Source organism: Cedecea neteri NBRC 105707 = ATCC 33855 (genome assembly GCF_001571265.1).
In the GTDB taxonomy this organism is placed as follows: domain Bacteria; phylum Pseudomonadota; class Gammaproteobacteria; order Enterobacterales; family Enterobacteriaceae; genus Cedecea; species Cedecea neteri.
In genome coordinates this window covers 95528-113353 of sequence record NZ_BCTL01000025.1, presented here as the reverse complement: position 1 = coordinate 113353, position 17826 = coordinate 95528, and the positions used below count along the sequence as shown (strand labels likewise).

The window sequence follows — 17826 nt, the reverse complement described above, 5'->3', positions numbered from 1 at the left end:
GGACACGTTCACCTTATTCCGAGCATGCAGAGGGAAGCAAATGTACTGGTGAACGGAACCTGAGCCGATCCTTCATAGAGTGTATTTATGACTAAGAGGCAGCCTGAGGTGAGGGGAAACATTACCCTTTCAGCCCCTGAATCCGGCTCAGCCAGCCGTTAACGCCTTCGTCGATCAGCGCTTCCGTAATCGTATTTGCCCCCTGGATCAGCGCGGGCGCCTGCCAGATCATTCCTGTCTTATTCGCCATCGCGTGGAACGGCAGCAGCAGTTCTTCGACCGTATAGCGGTTAGCGCCTTCTGCGCGATAGGCATCCGCCGCCCCGCCGGTTGAGGTCATCACCATCAGTTTTTTACCGTGCAGCGCGGTGCCGTTGGTGCCGTAGGCAAAGCCAAAGGTCAGCACCTGATCCTGCCAGTCCTTGAGGATCGCCGGGGAGCTGTACCACCAGAACGGAAACATCAGCACGATCGATTCATGATCCACCAGCAGCGCCTGCTCACGCGCCACATCAATCTGGTGATCCGGATATTCACGCTTCAGCTCATGCACGGTAACGCCTTCAATACCTTCCAGAGCGGCAATACCTGCCTGGTTAATACGGGAATCATCAGGCACACGATGTGCCGCCAGAACTAATATTTTTTTCATCTTTCAGACCTCATTTTTTAGGATGAGGCTATCTTTTCAGATGACAGGGCATACCTGTAGTCCATAGCATGGCACATCTGTTTCAACCAAAGGTTACAAGCATGATGCTTTCAGCAGACGTTCATCGGCTCATTCCCGCTTTTCTGGCGGCGGCGGATTGCCAGAGTTTTTCCGAGGCAGCGCGTCAGTTGGGCATTACGCCTGCGGCGGTGAGCAAAAGCATACGCCAGCTTGAACAGCGGCTTGGCATCGTGCTCTTTGTGCGCAATACGCATTTTGTCGTGCTTACCGAAGAAGGGACTGCACTGCGTGATGAGGTCGCGCCGCTATGGCAGGCGCTGAACCAGGCGCTGGTTAACCCAGGCGCGGAACCTTCGGGGCTGCTGCGCGTCAGCGTGATCCCCGGCTTTGGCCGCCACTGCCTGATGCCGATTCTGGCCGAATTCCAGCGGCGCTATCCGCTGATACGCTTTGAGCTGTCAATGGAAGCCCGCAGCGTGAATTTGATTGCTGAACGCATAGACGTGGCCATCGGCCACCGCACGATAAGAGATAACCGCGTGGTCGCCCGCGAACTGTATACTTCAAAAATGATTACGGCGGCCTCACCGGCCTATTTAGCACAGCACGGAACGCCACAAACGCCGGAAGATCTCGCGGGGCATCGCTGCCTTATCCACCGTAACTCTGGCACCGGGCGCCTTCAACAGTGGATGAATAACGAAACGCTGTTTGACGAGCCCTCTGCCTGGTTTATCACTACCTCACCGGATTCGCTGGTGGACGCGGCGCTGTCCGGCATGGGGATCGTTTATCTCGCCGACTGGTATCTCACCAAACCGATTGCCGAAGGGAAACTGCAGGCGATTTTACAGGACGTTGCCACTGAACCTCAGCAGCTCTGGGTGAAATATGCAGGAGGAAAAGTCCCGCCAAAGACTCGGGTTTTTGTCGAGTATTTATCCGAAAAACTAATCAGATAATTCTTGGCATTTTTAGCAATGCCCACCGCTTCTGCTGCCCCTGATTTACTTTGTCCTGCATCAATAAAATCGCAAACATGTTTGATGCAAATCACTATATATAGAACTTAGAATGCACCCCGGCCCTACATGTTGTATCTATCACCTATTATAACAACAACCTCCACAGGATAAGTTTGGGGATTATCTGTGGATAAAAAGGGCCGGATTTCGGGAAGTTTTGGTAGGACAAACGGCTACGCGCTCCCGGAAACGCCCCGACCTTTGTGGATAACCTAAAAATAAACGGAGAAATCATGACACCGCATGTGATGAAAAGAGACGGGTGCAAAGTACCTTTCACTTCAGAGCGCATCAGAGAAGCTATTCTGCGTGCAGCTAAAGCAGCGGGAGTCGATGACGCGGACTATTGCGCCACCGTCGCAGAGAGTGTCAGTCAGCAGATGGCCGGCCGCAGCCAGGTAGATATCGGCGAGATCCAGGTCGCCGTGGAAAACCAGCTCATGGCCGGTAACTATAAGCAGCTGGCGCGCGCCTACATTGAGTACCGCCATGACCGTGATATTGAGCGCGAAAAACGTGGCCGCCTGAATCAGGAAATTCGCGGCCTGGTTGAGCAGACTAACTCCGCCCTGCTTAACGAGAACGCCAACAAAGACAGCAAGGTGATCCCAACCCAGCGCGATCTGCTGGCCGGGATCGTCGCCAAGCACTATGCCAAGCAGCATCTGCTGCCGCGTGACGTCGTGCTGGCACACGAGCGCGGCGATATCCACTATCACGACCTTGATTATTCTCCGTTCTTCCCGATGTTCAACTGCATGCTTATCGATTTGAAAGGCATGCTGACCCACGGGTTCAAAATGGGTAACGCCGAGATCGAACCGCCAAAATCCATCTCTACGGCAACGGCGGTAACGGCCCAGATAATTGCCCAGGTTGCCAGCCACATTTACGGCGGGACCACCATCAACCGCATCGACGAAGTGCTGGCGCCGTTTGTGACCGAAAGCTTTAACAAGCACCGTAAAATCGCCGAAGAGTGGCAGATCCCGAATGCTGAGGAATATGCACATTCCCGCACCGAGAAAGAGTGCTACGACGCTTTCCAATCCCTTGAGTATGAAGTGAATACGCTGCATACCGCCAACGGGCAAACGCCGTTTGTTACCTTTGGTTTTGGCCTCGGCACCAGTTGGGAATCACGCCTGATCCAGAAGTCTATTCTGCGCAACCGCATCGCCGGCCTGGGTAAAAATCGTAAAACTGCGGTGTTCCCAAAACTGGTCTTTGCAATTCGTGACGGCCTGAACCATAAGTTTGGTGATGCCAACTACGACATCAAACAGCTGGCGCTGGAATGTGCGTCCAAACGCATGTATCCGGACATTCTTAACTACGACCAGGTTGTGAAAGTGACCGGCTCGTTTAAAACGCCAATGGGCTGCCGCAGCTTCCTGGGCGTGTACGAGGAAAACGGCGAGCAGATCCACGACGGGCGTAACAACCTGGGCGTAATAAGCCTGAACCTGCCGCGCATTGCGCTGGAAGCTAAAGGGGATGAGGCTACTTTCTGGAAACTGCTGGACGATCGTTTACAGCTGGCGCGCAAAGCGCTAATGACCCGCATTGCCCGTCTGGAAGGCGTCAAAGCTCGCGTGGCCCCTATCCTCTATATGGAAGGCGCCTGCGGTGTCCGCCTGAAGGCCGATGACGACGTGTCTGAGATCTTTAAAAACGGCCGCGCGTCGATTTCGCTGGGCTATATCGGCATTCATGAAACGGTTAACGCCCTGTTCGGTAATCAGCATGTGTACGACAGCGAAGCCCTGCGCGAGAAAGCCGTTGCTATCGTGGCTCGCCTGCGTGAAGCCACCGACAGCTGGAAAGAAGAAACCGGCTACGGCTTCAGCCTTTACAGCACGCCAAGCGAAAACCTGTGTGACCGCTTCTGCCGCCTTGATACCGCAGAATTCGGCGTCGTGCCTGGCGTGACCGACAAAGGCTACTACACCAACAGCTTCCACCTCGACGTGGAGAAAAAGGTTAACCCTTACGACAAAATCGACTTTGAGGCACCGTACCCACCGCTGGCTAACGGCGGCTTCATTTGCTACGGCGAATACCCGAACATCCAGCACAACCTGCGGGCGCTCGAGGACGTGTGGGATTACAGCTACAAGCACGTGCCGTATTACGGCACCAACACGCCGATCGATGAATGCTATGAGTGCGGCTACACCGGTGAGTTCGAATGCACCAGCAAGGGTTTTACCTGCCCGAAATGCGGCAATCACGACGCCGCGCGCGTGTCGGTTACCCGTCGCGTATGTGGCTACCTCGGCAGCCCGGACGCTCGGCCGTTCAACGCCGGCAAGCAGGAAGAAGTTAAGCGTCGCGTTAAGCACCTGGGTAACGGACAGATCGGTTAACGATTTCCGTTTTAGCCTTTAACGCTGCCAAATCTTTGGGATAAAGCTAACTTTCAGCAAGTTTTTCGCAAAGCAATTGACGTTAGAACAAGGCGGCAAAGGAAGGAATCCCCGGGAGCTTACATAAGTAAGTGACCGGGGTGAGTGAGAGCAGCCAACGCAGTTATGGCGTCAATTGAGATGCGAAAATGAATTATCATCAATACTATCCCGTCGACATCGTCAACGGCCCCGGCACTCGCTGCACGCTGTTTGTCTCAGGCTGCGTGCATGAATGCCCCGGCTGCTACAACAAGAGCACCTGGCGCTTGAATTCAGGTATGCCGTTCACCTCAGAAATAGCCGACCGCATTATTGCCGACCTCAACGATACCCGCGTTAAGCGTCAGGGAATTTCGCTTTCGGGCGGTGACCCTCTGCACCCACAAAACGTGCCGGAGATTCTTAAACTGGTGCAGCGCGTGCGCGCCGAATGCCCCGGCAAGGATATCTGGGTCTGGACGGGATATAAGATTGACGAACTGAACGCAGCCCAGCAAGAAGTGGTTGCGTTGATTAACGTGCTGGTAGACGGCAAGTTTGTTCAGGATTTAAAAGACCCGGCGCTTATCTGGCGCGGCAGCAGCAACCAGGTCGTGCATCACCTGCGTTAAATCAGGCTTCCCGCCAGCCTGCGGGAATCTTCACTTCAGCGCATCATGGCGATGCACGTTTCCCCATTCGCACATCATATCCAGCACCGGGATCAGCGACTTACCTCGCTCGGAAAGGCTGTACTCCACCTTTGGCGGGATCTGCGGATATTCGTTGCGGATAATCAGCCCGTCGCTCTCCAGCTCTTTCAGCGTCAGGCTCAGGGTTCTGAATGAGATGGTATCGATGCAACGCTTAAGCTCGTTAAAGCGGATCACCGGTTGATACTCCGCCAGCGCATAAAGAATGATCATTTTATATTTCCCATTCACCAGCGACAGCGTATAGGCAAAGCCCGTATCGCCCATAAATGCGCAGGAATCCGGCGCGCTCTCTTCGCTCATGACACTATCCTTTTGTATAGTACATATCAACAATGACAGTATTGTACTTTAATTTAAAGCTGCCTATGATGCAAAACATAAAATAATCGCTGACGGTCAGCCACTCCGTAAGGAATTAAATATGAAAACATTAATTGTCGTTATTCATCCCAATATCGATGAGTCAAAAATCAATAAGCATTGGGTAAAGGAAATAGAAAAACACCCGGAGTTATACACCGTGCACCATCTTTATCAGACCTATAAAGATGGCGCTATTGATGTTGAAAGAGAACAGAAACTCATTGAGCAACACGATAAAATTATTCTGCAATTTCCACTGTACTGGTTTAATAGCCCGCCTTTGTTGAAGCAGTGGCTGGATGAAGTCTTTACCTATGGCTGGGCCTACGGCTCTACCAGCGGGCATAAACTCAGAGGCCGTAAGTTCGCGCTGGCGGTAAGCGCCGGGATTAAGGCAGAGGATTTCTCACGCGAAGGGCGCTACCACCATTCGCTTCAGGAAATACTTCTGCCCTTTGAAATGACGGCGAAGTATGTCGAAGCAGATTATCAGCCGTTCTATGCTTTTTACGGTGCCGAATATGAAGTTTCCGCACAACAGCTGGAAAGCAGTGCTAAAGGATATATTGATTACCTGCAGTCCTTTTAATATATAGCATCCACCTCCAAAGCAGTTATTCCCTCAATAATATTGAGCAGAATTTCTTCGCCATTAAAAAGCCACGCTATTGCGTGGCTTTTATTAATCAGAGGGCTGGCAAATAATATTAAATAAGCGCCAGGCTACCGACAATCACGCCGCTTAGCACCACCAGCCCACCGGTGAGCCACAGGGCTTTAGCCGGGAAAGCTTTATGCAGCATGATCAGCGACGGCAGGCTGACCGCTGGGAGCGTAATCAACAGCACCAGTGCCGGAGCCGTGCCCATTCCCGCTAGCATCATGGTTTGCACGACAGGAATTTCAGCCGCCGTAGGGATCACGAACAGGCAGCCAACGATCGCCATGGCAATCACCCAGAACAGCGTGTCGCTTACCACCCCATCAGCATGCGGGAACAGCCAGACTCGCGCAGCGCCGAGTACCAGCACGGCAAGAATATAGACAGGGATCGTGCTCCAGAATAACTGCCACAGCGCTTTTCCCCAGCGAGACGGGAAAGTACCTTCGTCTGCCGGGTAGTTGGCGGCAGGTACAGGCTCAATGTTTTGCGGTTTATCTTTGACCCAGCGCTGCACCAGCCAGGCAACGCCAAGTACCGTTGCAAGGCCAGCCACTAATCGCACTAATGCAAACTGCCAGCCCAGAACAAACCCCATAAAGACCAGAGTCGCAGGGTTAAGCAGAGGATTTCCCATCCAGAAAGCCAACGCTCCCCCCATAGAAACAGACTGGCGGCGCATGCCTGCCGTCACCGGTGCCGCGCAGCAGGTACACATCATGCCGGGGAGTGAAAACAGTGTGCCAAAGAGCGTGCCTCTGAAACGCTGCTGCCCCAGGGTGCGCAGCAGCCAGTCACGGGGAATAAGCACCTGCACCAGAGATCCCAGGATAACGCCCAGTACCGCCGCTTTCCAAACGGCCAGGAAATAGACCATCGCATAATCCAGCGCGGCCTTGAGCGGGTTTGCATCCGCCTGAGCGATGATAGATTTTCCAATACTGTGGGTTTCCGCGGCGGTAAACGCTTTGCCGTAGTATGGCTGCCACTTCACGTACCAGAGCCCGGCTATCACCACCAGGAAAAACAGCGCGGGCTTCCACCACGGAAATGTACGCACTCCCTGGGCGGAGGCGGAAGAAAGAGACATTGTCGTTTCCCTGAAATTGATTAGCGAGAGAAGTATTTATCGCGCCATATTATGCGCGACAGGCACAATGGGAAAGATTAAACACCAGAAGATTGTGCGGCTAATTCACGCAGTTGACCTGAGTCGAGGATCGTCACGCCTTCCCGTGCTGGATTGAACGCTTCCGAAAGCATCGCTTTCGCCACGTCCACTGACTCAATAGCTTTTAGCTTGCCGGGCAGCATTTTGAAAATCGGCACCATCAGCGTTTCATTTAATCTCCGGGCGTGGCGTTCCCCCAGCAGCATTGAAGGCCGAGCAAGGGTCAGGCGCGGCCAGTTCTGTGCTATCAGCGCGTCTTCCATTTCGCCCTTAACGCGGTTGTAGAAGAACGGCGAGCGGCTGTTTGCCCCCAGCGCGCTGACCACAAGCATATGTTTTGCACCCAGCCGGAGGCCAGCAAGTGCGGTATCAACCACCAGCGTATAGTCGACGAGGATAAAGGCTTCTTTGCTGCCCGCATCGCGTAGCGTCGTTCCCAGGCAGCAAAAGACGATATCGACCGGCTCAGTGACCTGCGCGAGCGCGTCGGAAAGCTGCGGGTCGTGAGGATTAATCACCTTGTTCAGCGCTACCGGCAGCGGCCGGCGAGTGGGTGCCGCAATCGAGCTGATGCGCGAGTCCTGACTAAGCAGGCGGAGTAAATGGCCGCCAACAAGCCCCGTGGCTCCGGTGATTAAGATTCGACTCATAATGCCCCCTGTTCTCGCTAAGCGCTTGCAATGTCAGCATGGTAGTCCAGGCTTAATAGTGCCACAAACATAACGGAGGAAAGATGAGCAAGAAAATTGCAGTTCTGATTACCGACGAGTTTGAGGACTCTGAATTCACCTCACCGGCTGAGGAGTTTCGGCAGGCCGGACACCAGGTAATCACTATCGAGAAGCAGGCGGGAAAAACGGTTACCGGCAAACAAGGCGAAACCAAAGTGAAGATCGACAAGGGGATCGACGAAGTTCGCCCGGCCGACTTTGATGCCCTATTGCTCCCTGGCGGTCATTCCCCTGATGCCCTGCGTGGCGACGATCGGTTTGTCAGCTTCACCCGCGATTTTGTTAACACCGGAAAACCCGTGTTTGCCATTTGTCATGGCCCACAACTGCTGATCAGCGCAGACGTGATACGCGGCAGGAAGCTCACTGCGGTAAAACCTATCGTCGTTGATGTGAAAAACGCCGGTGCAGATTTTTACGATCGTGAAGTCGTCGTTGATGGGCATCAGCTGGTCACCAGTAGAACGCCTGAGGATCTACCGGCGTTTAATCGTGAAGCATTGATTCTGCTGGGCCGCTAGTCCTCACGCAGCCAGTGTAGCTTTTTCCCGAAGCCAAGCGTGTTGTCGGTCATTTTCAGCTCATCAAGCCGAATTTCCCACATCGGGGCCGACATCACTTTCGCAATCGGAAAACGCTTTAAGTAGCGGCGACGATAGTCAGCCGCTTCTGCCTCCGCCAGCAGGCGAATTTCCCCCCGGAACTGTACGCCGCGGATAAGTGCCACGGTTTTGGGCTGACCGTTTATCGTGCCGGCAACCGGCGATTGCTCTCCAATCAGCTCGCCGTGGCGTGAAGTGGTTTCGCTCAGCAAATAGAACGCCACCCGCTCCACATCGAAGATATAAAAAGCATTCGCACACCAAAGCGCGTCCCCACTGCCCACGCAGTAGCTAAGAACATGTTGTTTTGTCAGCCAGCGGCTGATGGCATTGAGTGATTCCATCGTCATCCTGAACAGTGATACTCTGCGACAAATGTTAATTATGCGCCCGCCCTATGACTTCCTGGTATCTCTATTTAATTCGCTGCCCCGATAACCGCCTCTATACCGGTATTACCACCGACGTAGCACGCCGCTTTGCCCAGCATCAGTCCGGAAAAGGAGCCAAGGCGCTGCGTGGCAAGGGGGAGCTGGATTTGGTGTTTAGCCAGGTGGTGGGAAACCGATCGCTGGCGCTGCGGGCCGAGTATCGGATTAAACAGTTGAGCAAAATAGAGAAAGAACGGCTGGTTGGCGGAAAGGTTGCCCTCGAAGACCTGCTGGCAAGCCTTCAAGGGGAAACCCGCTAAACGTTGTTGAAGTGGTCAGAATACTCCACCAGGCCACTTACGCCGTTTAGAGCATCATCAGCCAGAGGATGCACCTGGAATGCCGCTTCGGTACCCGGCCAGCTGCAGCGCAAGTCGTAACGGGCCGCAGGCTGGAAGCCAAGATGGCCGTACATTTCCGGCGAGCCCAGCGTGACCACAGCGGCATAGCCAAATTCATTCAGAGAATCCAGTCCTTCGTATACCAACTGTTTGGCAATGCCCTGCCCACGAACCGACGCATCTACGGCCAGGGGCGAAAGCCCAACCCACTGCAGCTCTTCGCCTTCTACGGCGACCGGACTGAAAGCCACGTAGCCAATCACCTGCCCTTCATCATCGGTGGCGACGAGGCCCAGCGTTAACAGCCCGTCTTCCCGCAGTGCTTTCACCAGCTCGGCTTCACCCTCGCCTTCAAAGGAACGGCGCAGCAGCGCGTCGATGCCGGGAGCATCAATGGGAATTTCTACACGAATTAACATGGTTCACCTATCGAATTACCTTCAGGGGCGGGGTTATGCTTCAAACCCGCCTCAACAAAATCAGCCAACTGTATTAGCAGGATGCGTAACGGTTTAGGCATTGCATCCAGCTCAATGGCATCCATTAGATTCTTCACATATAACCCGAGTTCCGTGTCGCCTTCAATAACCAGACGACGTTGGAAAAATAGAGTATCCGGGTCCTGCTTGCGAGCGGCGATCAGCAACAGGTCATTGGCCTCAGCGCTAAAGCTCACATCTGCAGGCGCATCGTCGCACACCAGCAGCTTATTGTCCTCAACGGAAGTAAACCACTTCAGGCCAAGATCGCGCACTTCAATACTTAGCCAGCGGCCCTCCAGAAAGTCCAGTTCGCCATCCTGCAGCGCCTGACGGAACTGCCAGCCCAGCACCTGCTCCAGTACCTGACGCTTAACGGCAAAGGGGGTTAATTTGACTGGAACCCGCAGCAAAGAAGGACCAGCCTGAACCAGGCGAGAACGCAGTTTATCGAACACGGGTTTAACTCCTTTAAAAAATTTGTCGCTATTTTGCCATAACGACAATTCCCGATGGCGCGCCAAATCAACAATTCCGCAGGTTGCTGCGGGACCGAATTGGCGGCGGCGACACTAAGCAATACGCCTTTCTCTGCCCCAAATCAAAAATTGTCGCCGACAGGTTAACTAAAATCCCGGTTCGTTAACAATTTTGCTGCCCGTCCCTGTGCAGCGCGGGCCGTCCTTATGGCCCCTTTGATTCAGGAAAAATTATGGAGTTGCTTTGCCCGGCCGGAAACCTTCCGGCGTTGAAAGCGGCCATCGATAACGGTGCAGATGCGGTGTACATCGGCCTGAAAGATGATACCAACGCGCGTCATTTTGCCGGCCTTAACTTCACAGAGAAAAAGCTGCAGGAAGCCGTCAGCTACGTGCATCAACGCCGCCGTAAGCTGCATATTGCCATCAATACTTTCGCTCATCCGGACGGCTACGTGCGCTGGCAGCGGGCGGTTGATATGGCCGCGCAGCTTGGGGCCGATGCGCTGATTCTGGCGGATTTGGCCATGCTGGAGTATGCCGCTGAGCGCTATCCACACATTGAGCGCCATGTGTCGGTCCAGGCTTCGGCCACTAATGAAGAAGCGATCCGTTTTTATCATCGCAACTTTGACGTTGCCCGCGTGGTACTCCCACGCGTGCTCTCTATTCATCAGGTTAAACAGCTCGCTCGCGTCACGCCGGTGCCGCTGGAGGTATTTGCCTTCGGCAGCCTGTGCATTATGGCCGAAGGCCGTTGCTATCTCTCGTCTTACCTCACCGGCGAGTCGCCGAATACCGTGGGTGCCTGCTCCCCCGCCCGCTTTGTGCGCTGGCAACAGACGTCGCAGGGGCTGGAATCTCGCCTCAACGACGTACTGATCGATCGCTATAAGGACGGCGAAAATGCCGGGTATCCAACGCTTTGCAAAGGGCGTTACCTGGTGGACGACCGCCCCTACCATGCGCTGGAAGAACCCACCAGCCTTAACACGCTTGAGCTGCTCCCGGAACTGCTTGCCGCGAACATAGCCTCGGTAAAAATCGAAGGCCGCCAGCGCAGTCCGGCTTACGTTACGCAGGTGGCTAAAGTCTGGCGCCAGGCTATCGATCGCTGCATGGCAGATCCTAAAAACTACCAGGCCCAGCCAGCCTGGATGGAGGCCCTGGGATCGATGGCCGAAGGCACGCAAACAACGCTCGGTGCCTATCACCGTAAATGGCAGTAGGAAAAAGCATGAAATATTCATTAGGGCCAGTGCTTTACTATTGGCCAAAAGAGACGCTGGAAAAGTTTTATCAGGCGGCTGCCAAAAGCCGCGCCGACGTTATTTATCTGGGCGAAGCGGTATGCAGCAAGCGCCGGGCAACCAAAGTCGGAGACTGGCTGGATATGGCAAAAATGCTCGCAGGCCAGGGCAAGCAGGTGGTGCTTTCCACGCTGGCGCTGGTGCAGGCACCTTCCGAGCTTGGTGAACTGAAACGCTACGTAGAAAACGGCGATTTTCTGATTGAGGCCAATGATATCGGCAGCGTAAATATGGCCGCAGAACGTAAGCTGCCGTTCGTCGCCGGACATGCGCTCAACTGCTATAACGCCGTTACACTACGCCTGCTGCATAAGCAGGGCATGATGCGCTGGTGCATGCCGGTAGAACTCTCCCGCGACTGGCTCGCCAATATGCTTATCCAGTGCGAAGAACTCGGTATTCGCGACAAATTCGAAGTGGAAGTGTTGAGCTACGGCCATCTGCCGCTGGCTTATTCCGCCCGCTGCTTCACCGCTCGCTCAGAAGACCGCGCCAAAGACGAGTGCGAAACCTGCTGCATTAAGTACCCGAACGGCCGGGATATGCGTTCACAGGAGCAGCAGCAGGTCTTTGTGCTGAACGGCATTCAGACCATGAGCGGCTATGTCTATAACCTCGGCAATGAGCTGACGTCGATGAAAGGACTGGTGGATATCGTTCGCCTGTCGCCAATGGGCTTAGGGACGCTGGATATTCTTAACGCCTTCCGCGCCAATGAGAACGGCAGCGCGCCGCTTCCGTTGGCCAACCGCAGCGACTGCAACGGCTACTGGCGACGCGTGGCCGGGCTGGAGCTTCGCGCCTGATAATAGCTCACTTTGTTAACAAATTTGGTCATCGTTTAATGCACTATTAAGAGTGCAGCTTTTCTGGCCGGCGCGGTATTCCTGCGCCAGGCTGGAAGAAGACCTTCAATCTGATGACTACGCTGTAACAAAAGTGAGCGGTTATGACTGACAAAAATGTTGCTTTCTCGGTGCTCGATCTGGCGCCGATCCCTCAAGGCTCCTCGGCGCAGGAGGCTTTTTCCCACTCTCTGGATCTTGCCCGGCTGGCTGAAAAACGCGGCTATCACCGCTACTGGCTGGCGGAACACCACAATATGGTCGGCATTGCCAGCGCGGCAACGTCGGTACTGATTGGCTACCTGGCCGCGAATACCACTACACTGCATTTAGGCTCCGGCGGCGTGATGTTGCCGAACCATTCACCGCTGGTGATTGCCGAGCAGTTCGGGACCCTGAATACGCTCTACCCGGGCCGTATTGACCTTGGGCTTGGACGAGCGCCGGGCAGCGATCAGCCCACCATGAGGGCGCTGCGACGCCATATGAGCGGCGACGTTGATAACTTCCCACGGGACGTTGCAGAGCTCGTGGACTGGTTTGACGCCCGCGATCCGAATCCGCATGTACGCCCCGTACCGGGTTATGGAGAAAAGGTACCGGTCTGGCTGCTAGGCTCCAGTCTGTATAGCGCTCAACTGGCGGCACAGCTGGGCTTGCCTTTTGCCTTTGCTTCGCACTTTGCGCCAGACATGCTGTTCCGGGCGCTGCAGCTTTACCGCGAGAACTTCAAGCCGTCCGAGCGGCTGGAAAAACCTTACGCGATGGTGTGCATCAATATCGTTGCGGCTGACAGTACCCGAGACGCCGAATTCCTGTTTACTTCTATGCAGCAGGCTTTTGTTCGACTGCGTCGTGGCGAAACAGGGCAGCTTCCGCCGCCGGTAGAGAATATGCATCAGCTCTGGTCTGCCTCTGAGCAGTACGGCGTCCAGCAGGCGCTGAGCATGTCTCTGGTGGGGGATAAAGCGAAAGTACGCCACGGCCTGGAGTCCGTTCTGCGCGAAACTGAAGCGGATGAGATTATGGTTAACGGCCAGATTTTCGATCATCAGGCGCGCTTACATTCTTTCGATTTGGCGATGCAGGTTAAGGAAGAGCTTTTAAGTTAGCGTTGTGGGGCCCTCCCAGTTCGGAGGGCCCTTTAGTATTTACTTATAAACCGGCAGCACGTCGAAGGTAGAAAGGATGTGTACCAGCGCGTTGCCCACGCCAAAGACCAGAATCAGGGCAATCATTGGCTTGCCGCCCCAGACCCGGAATTTAGGGCTGCCAAAACGTTTACGGGAAGCCCTGGCCAGCAGTGCAGGCACAATGGCCGCCCAGATAGTCGCCGCCAGCCCCGCGTAGCCAATCGCATACAGGAAACCGTTCGGCCACAGCAGGCCACCGACAATCGGCGGCACAAAGGTCAGCAGCGCCGTTTTCAAACGCCCCATTGCGGAATCGTCAAAGCCAAACAGATCCGCCAGGTAATCGAACAGCCCAAGCGTAACGCCGAGGAAAGAACTCGCCACCGCAAAGTTCGAGAATACTACCAGCAGCAAGTCGAGGCTCCGGCTGTTGAGCACGCCGCTCAGCGCCTGAACCAGCACATCAATGTTACCGCCCTTCTCGGCGATGCCGACGAACTCAGGGCGCGGAATATTCCCCATCGTTCCCAGCAGCCAGATGGTATACAGCACCAGCGCCATCAGCGTGCCGTATACCAGGCAACGAATGATGGTCCGCGGGTCTTTGCCGTAATACTTCATCAGGCTCGGCACGTTGCCGTGATAGCCAAAAGAGGCCAGGCAGAATGGCAGCGTCATCAGCAGATATGGCGTATAGGACGCATTGCTCTCCGCCACGTTAAACAGCGTTGTCGGCGTCACGTGCCCAAGCAGGCTGCCAAAGGTCAGGAAGAAAGTGATGACTTTCGCGCCGAGGACAATTGCCGTCATGCGGCTCACCGCTTTGGTGCTCAGCCAAACTATAAATGCCACAGCCAGCGCAAAAACCAGTCCCGCCAGGCGAGCCGGCACGTCAAGCGACAGTTCAGAAAACGTGTGATGCAGGATAGAGCCGCTGGCCGAAATATAGGCGTAGGTCAGGATATAAAGCACAAAAGCAATCGACAGGCCGTTTATTGCGTTCCAGCCTCTGCCCAGCAGGTCTTTGGTAATGGTGTCAAAGCTGGAGCCAATGCGGTAGTTAAGGTTCGCTTCCAGGATCATTAACCCGGAATGCAGCATGCAAAACCAGGTGAAGACCAGCGCGGCCAGCGACCAAAAGAACCAGGCCCCCGACATCACCACGGGTAACGAAAACATCCCTGCGCCAATGATAGTCCCACCGATGATCATCACCCCGCCTACTAGCGAAGGCCTGGTGCCGGGGGTGGTTAACGTTGTCATATCGGATCCCTGAAAAACTGAGCACGACGAAATTGTCTTATGTGGTTCATTGTACCAGTACATGAGTACAAAAGGGATAAAAAAAAGCCCCGATAACAATATCCGGGGCTTTTATCACTGCCGTTTAAAAATAATACGGCAGATTATAGGTCAATTATGCATCACCGAAGCGACGACGTGCGGTTGCCGCACCGTCTTCACGACGCGGGCCACGGCCACCTTCACGGCGTTCACCGCTGAAGCTACGGCCAGCCCCGGCACCGGCACCTTCACGACGTGGACCACGACCGCCTTCACGACGCTCGCCGCCGAAGCTACGACCACCGCCGTCACGACCGCCACGACGTTCACCGCTGCGTTCTGGACGAGGCTGTGCATCACCCAGCAGCTGCATATTCATCGGCTTGTTCAGAATACGAGTGCGAGTAAAGTGCTGCAGAACCTCACCCGGCATGCCTTTCGGCAACTCGATGGTGGAGTGGGTCCCGAACAGCTTGATGTTACCGATGTAACGGCTGCTGATGTCGCCTTCGTTAGCGATAGCGCCAACGATGTGACGAACTTCAACACCATCGTCACGGCCCACTTCGATGCGATACAGTTCCATATCGCCAGCATCGCGACGTTCGCGACGTGGACGATCTTCACCGCCACGCTCTGGACGGTCGCCACGCGGGCCACGGTCATTGCGGTCGCCACGACGTTCGAAGCGATCGTCACGCTCTTTGAATTCGCGACGTGGACGCATCGGTGCATCTGGTGGCAGGATCAGAGGACGTTCACCCTGAGCCATTTTCAGCAGAGCTGCAGCCAGGGTTTCGATGTCCAGCTCTTCTTCAGCAGAAGGCTGAATTTTTGCCAACAGGCCACGATAAAGATCCAGATCGCTGCTTTCCAGCTGCTGCTGAACTTTAGCGGCGAATTTAGCCAGACGACGCTCACCCAGCAGATCTGCGTTTGGCAGCTCTACTTCAGGAATAGTCAGCTTCATGGTGCGCTCGATGTTGCGCAGCAGGCGGCGTTCACGGTTCTCAACGAACAGCAGCGCACGACCAGCACGACCAGCACGGCCGGTACGACCGATACGGTGAACGTAAGACTCAGAGTCCATCGGGATGTCGTAGTTAACAACCAGGCTGATACGCTCTACGTCCAGGCCACGGGCCGCAACGTCGGTGGCGATCAGGATATCCAGACGACCGTCTTTCAGGCGTTCCAGAGTCTGCTCACGCAGCGCCTGGTTCATGTCACCGTTCAGCGCGGCGCTGTTGTAACCGCTGCGCTCCAGCGCTTCAGCCACTTCCAGGGTCGCGTTTTTGGTACGCACGAAGATGATAGCTGCATCAAAGTCTTCTGCTTCCAGGAAACGAACCAGCGCTTCGTTTTTACGCATGCCATAAACAGACCAGAAGCTCTGGCTGATGTCCGGGCGAGTAGTGACGCTGGACTGAATGCGCACTTCCTGAGGATCTTTCATGAAGCGACGGGTAATGCGACGAATCGCTTCCGGCATGGTTGCAGAGAACAGCGCGGTCTGATGTTCAGCCGGGATCTGCGCCATGATGGTTTCAACGTCTTCGATGAAGCCCATACGCAGCATTTCATCCGCTTCATCCAGTACCAGACCTTTCAGGCCGGACAGGTTCAGCGTACCGCGTTTCAGGTGGTCAAGCAGACGCCCTGGGGTACCGACAACAATCTGTGGTCCCTGACGCAGAGCGCGCAGCTGCACGTCATAACGCTGGCCGCCGTAAAGGGCCACAACGTTCACGCCGTGCATATGTTTAGAGAAATCCGTCATGGCTTCAGCAACCTGAACCGCCAGTTCGCGAGTCGGTGCCAGCACCAGGATTTGTGGTGCTTTCAGCTCAGGATCGAGGTTGTTCAGCAGCGGCAGGGAGAACGCTGCAGTTTTACCGCTACCGGTCTGGGCCATACCCAGAACGTCACGGCCATTCAGCAGATGTGGAATACATTCTGCCTGGATTGGTGATGGCTTTTCGTAGCCCAGGTCGTTAAGAGCCTGAATGATGGAGGCGTGCAGCCCCAGATCAGAAAAAGTGGTTTCGATGATATCAGTCATGTAGTACATGTGCCTCATTGATGGCGGCCAGTCTACGTAACTCATCGTGAAATTGATCTGCAATTTTCATTGAAAAGTGTGAACCGGCTCAAATTTGATTGATTAACGAACAAAAACGCCCTCACCCGTGAAGGTGATGACTTTAGTTAAAAAGTTTATGGGACGATCGTTGTTCGTCAGCTATTGCTGGTCCGATTCTGCCAGGTCGTCATGCTCCTGGCCCAAGAGCGCTAATTCCAACAATGCATAACGATGCTCAACGTAGTTGTGTACGTTGTTAGCAACCGCTAACTTGAACAGTGCCTTGGCGCTGTCCTTATCCCCCAGACTTAGGTAGTACTTACCTAAATAGAAGTTGGTTTCACTGAGATGCTCAGCGAGCGAGGTGTTATCCGTTGCGTCCGCCTTGAGGCGTTCCATTAGCTCTTTTTCGCTAATGTTGCCCAGGTAGAACTCGACAATGTTCCATCCCCATTGTTCTTTATCCGATTTCTCGAGACGCTGTTGTAGCGCCACTTTGGCCTGTTTTTCGTCCAGATTGCGTTCAGCAATATAGAGCCACAGGCTACGGAAAGGATCGTTGGGATCGTCTTGATAAAACGCCAGCAGATCATCTTGCGCTAAACGATAGCGACCACCGTAATAGAGGGCGATACCGCGATTTAAATGCGCGTAGTTGTAAGTTGGATCAAGCTCAAGTACAGAATCAAACGCTTCATAGGCAGCATCAAAATTGCCTGCCTGCGTTAAATAAATGCCTAAGTAATTGAATACTTCAGGCATATCGGGACGGATGGCCAGCGCTTGTGAAAAATCATTACGCGCCAGAGCCCTCAGACCGAGGCTATCATACAACACTCCGCGCTCATATAAAAGCTGTGCGCGTTCGTCATCGGTTAAAGCCCGACTGGCAAGTATTTGTTCCATGCGTGCCAGAATCACTTCCTGCTGCAGCGTAGGCTGCAATGGCACCGCTAATACTTCGTTCTTACGCCAGGCAGAGTTGCTGCATCCGGCCAGCGTGATAGCTGTCGCAACGAAACACCAGCGCAAAAAAGGCTTCATTTCCTACTCCCGAAGACAACAAATGGATGAACGTCCTGTCCCCCGGCTGCAAACGAGACATCCTG

General features: G+C 54.4%; 20 protein-coding genes. 9 read left to right on the top strand and 11 right to left on the bottom strand.

All coding sequences use genetic code 11. The features are described from left to right. Positions 1 to 121: 121 nt before the first annotated feature. Positions 122 to 652, bottom strand: coding sequence for an NAD(P)H-dependent oxidoreductase (locus tag CNE01S_RS11920; RefSeq protein WP_061276225.1), 531 nt, complete (start codon positions 650 to 652; stop codon positions 122 to 124). 101 nt (positions 653 to 753) lie between these two features. Here CNE01S_RS11920 and CNE01S_RS11915 point away from each other — a divergent pair, with 101 nt between their 5' ends. From CNE01S_RS11915 to nrdG, 3 genes are all read left to right on the top strand, one after another. Further along, positions 754 to 1635, top strand: a complete 882-nt coding sequence (locus tag CNE01S_RS11915) for a LysR family transcriptional regulator (protein WP_061276223.1) — start codon at positions 754 to 756, stop codon at positions 1633 to 1635. A gap of 296 nt (positions 1636 to 1931) precedes the next feature. Continuing rightward, positions 1932 to 4067, top strand: a complete 2136-nt coding sequence (gene nrdD / locus CNE01S_RS11910) for an anaerobic ribonucleoside-triphosphate reductase (protein WP_061276221.1) — start codon at positions 1932 to 1934, stop codon at positions 4065 to 4067. A 188-nt stretch (positions 4068 to 4255) separates the two neighbouring features. After that, positions 4256 to 4720, top strand: a complete 465-nt coding sequence (gene nrdG / locus CNE01S_RS11905; RefSeq protein ID WP_061276219.1) for an anaerobic ribonucleoside-triphosphate reductase-activating protein — start codon at positions 4256 to 4258, stop codon at positions 4718 to 4720. 30 nt (positions 4721 to 4750) lie between these two features. Here the strand turns inward: nrdG and CNE01S_RS11900 are convergent, their stop codons facing one another. Continuing rightward, positions 4751 to 5104 (bottom strand): winged helix-turn-helix transcriptional regulator, encoded by a 354-nt coding sequence (locus CNE01S_RS11900; RefSeq protein WP_061276217.1) that lies wholly within the window; start codon positions 5102 to 5104, stop codon positions 4751 to 4753. Between the two features lie 121 nt (positions 5105 to 5225). Between CNE01S_RS11900 and CNE01S_RS11895 the strand changes: the two genes are divergently transcribed. Then, positions 5226 to 5756 (top strand): NAD(P)H-dependent oxidoreductase, encoded by a 531-nt coding sequence (locus CNE01S_RS11895; protein ID WP_061276215.1) that lies wholly within the window; start codon positions 5226 to 5228, stop codon positions 5754 to 5756. A gap of 118 nt (positions 5757 to 5874) precedes the next feature. Here the strand turns inward: CNE01S_RS11895 and CNE01S_RS11890 are convergent, their stop codons facing one another. Then, a complete protein-coding gene (locus CNE01S_RS11890) occupies positions 5875 to 6918 on the bottom strand; it encodes a permease (RefSeq protein WP_061276213.1) in 1044 nt (347 codons plus the stop codon). 77 nt (positions 6919 to 6995) lie between these two features. Then, positions 6996 to 7649, bottom strand: coding sequence for an NAD(P)H-binding protein (locus tag CNE01S_RS11885; protein WP_061276211.1), 654 nt, complete (start codon positions 7647 to 7649; stop codon positions 6996 to 6998). 83 nt (positions 7650 to 7732) lie between these two features. Between CNE01S_RS11885 and CNE01S_RS11880 the strand changes: the two genes are divergently transcribed. After that, complete coding sequence (locus tag CNE01S_RS11880; protein WP_061276209.1) at positions 7733 to 8251, top strand: type 1 glutamine amidotransferase domain-containing protein; 519 nt, start codon at positions 7733 to 7735, stop codon at positions 8249 to 8251. On the opposite strand, the gene CNE01S_RS11875 is transcribed toward CNE01S_RS11880, so the two are convergent. Next, positions 8248 to 8676, bottom strand: a complete 429-nt coding sequence (locus CNE01S_RS11875) for a YhbP family protein (protein WP_061276207.1) — start codon at positions 8674 to 8676, stop codon at positions 8248 to 8250. The genes CNE01S_RS11880 and CNE01S_RS11875 overlap by 4 nt on opposite strands. Before the next feature lie 53 nt (positions 8677 to 8729). On the opposite strand from CNE01S_RS11875, the gene CNE01S_RS11870 reads away from it, so the two are divergent. Then, positions 8730 to 9023 (top strand): GIY-YIG nuclease family protein, encoded by a 294-nt coding sequence (locus CNE01S_RS11870; RefSeq protein WP_061276205.1) that lies wholly within the window; start codon positions 8730 to 8732, stop codon positions 9021 to 9023. On the opposite strand, the gene CNE01S_RS11865 is transcribed toward CNE01S_RS11870, so the two are convergent. Together CNE01S_RS11865 and ubiT are read right to left on the bottom strand one after the other, a co-directional pair. Continuing rightward, positions 9020 to 9523 carry a GNAT family N-acetyltransferase gene (locus CNE01S_RS11865; protein WP_061276203.1) on the bottom strand — a complete coding sequence of 168 codons (504 nt, stop codon included), beginning with the start codon at positions 9521 to 9523 and terminating at the stop codon, positions 9020 to 9022. The two genes, CNE01S_RS11870 and CNE01S_RS11865, sit on opposite strands and share 4 nt — an antisense overlap. Beyond that, complete coding sequence (gene ubiT / locus CNE01S_RS11860; protein ID WP_061276201.1) at positions 9517 to 10041, bottom strand: ubiquinone anaerobic biosynthesis accessory factor UbiT; 525 nt, start codon at positions 10039 to 10041, stop codon at positions 9517 to 9519. Before ubiT ends, CNE01S_RS11865 begins: the two co-directional genes overlap by 7 nt. Positions 10042 to 10295: 254 nt before the next feature. Between ubiT and ubiU the strand changes: the two genes are divergently transcribed. The 3 genes from ubiU to CNE01S_RS11845 all read left to right on the top strand — a co-directional run bounded on the left by ubiU (position 10296) and on the right by CNE01S_RS11845 (position 13329). Then, a complete protein-coding gene (gene ubiU / locus CNE01S_RS11855; protein WP_061276199.1) occupies positions 10296 to 11291 on the top strand; it encodes a ubiquinone anaerobic biosynthesis protein UbiU in 996 nt (331 codons plus the stop codon). A gap of 8 nt (positions 11292 to 11299) precedes the next feature. After that, a complete protein-coding gene (locus CNE01S_RS11850) occupies positions 11300 to 12178 on the top strand; it encodes a U32 family peptidase (protein ID WP_061276197.1) in 879 nt (292 codons plus the stop codon). Positions 12179 to 12321: 143 nt separating this feature from the next. Then, positions 12322 to 13329 carry a luciferase-like monooxygenase gene (locus tag CNE01S_RS11845; protein WP_061276194.1) on the top strand — a complete coding sequence of 336 codons (1008 nt, stop codon included), beginning with the start codon at positions 12322 to 12324 and terminating at the stop codon, positions 13327 to 13329. A 39-nt stretch (positions 13330 to 13368) separates the two neighbouring features. On the opposite strand, the gene mtr is transcribed toward CNE01S_RS11845, so the two are convergent. From mtr to nlpI, 4 genes are all read right to left on the bottom strand, one after another. Next, positions 13369 to 14613, bottom strand: a complete 1245-nt coding sequence (gene mtr, locus CNE01S_RS11840) for a tryptophan permease (protein WP_061276192.1) — start codon at positions 14611 to 14613, stop codon at positions 13369 to 13371. Positions 14614 to 14767: 154 nt separating this feature from the next. Continuing rightward, positions 14768 to 16696 (bottom strand): DEAD/DEAH family ATP-dependent RNA helicase, encoded by a 1929-nt coding sequence (locus tag CNE01S_RS11835; protein WP_061276234.1) that lies wholly within the window; start codon positions 16694 to 16696, stop codon positions 14768 to 14770. Beyond that, complete coding sequence (gene yrbN, locus CNE01S_RS25240) at positions 16689 to 16766, bottom strand: protein YrbN (protein ID WP_099458804.1); 78 nt, start codon at positions 16764 to 16766, stop codon at positions 16689 to 16691. Before yrbN ends, CNE01S_RS11835 begins: the two co-directional genes overlap by 8 nt. 110 nt (positions 16767 to 16876) lie before the next feature. Further along, the gene (nlpI, locus tag CNE01S_RS11830) at positions 16877 to 17761 is read right to left on the bottom strand and encodes a lipoprotein NlpI (RefSeq protein WP_061276190.1); all 885 of its coding nucleotides are present in this window, start codon (positions 17759 to 17761) and stop codon (positions 16877 to 16879) included. Between the last annotated feature and the right edge of the window lie 65 nt (positions 17762 to 17826).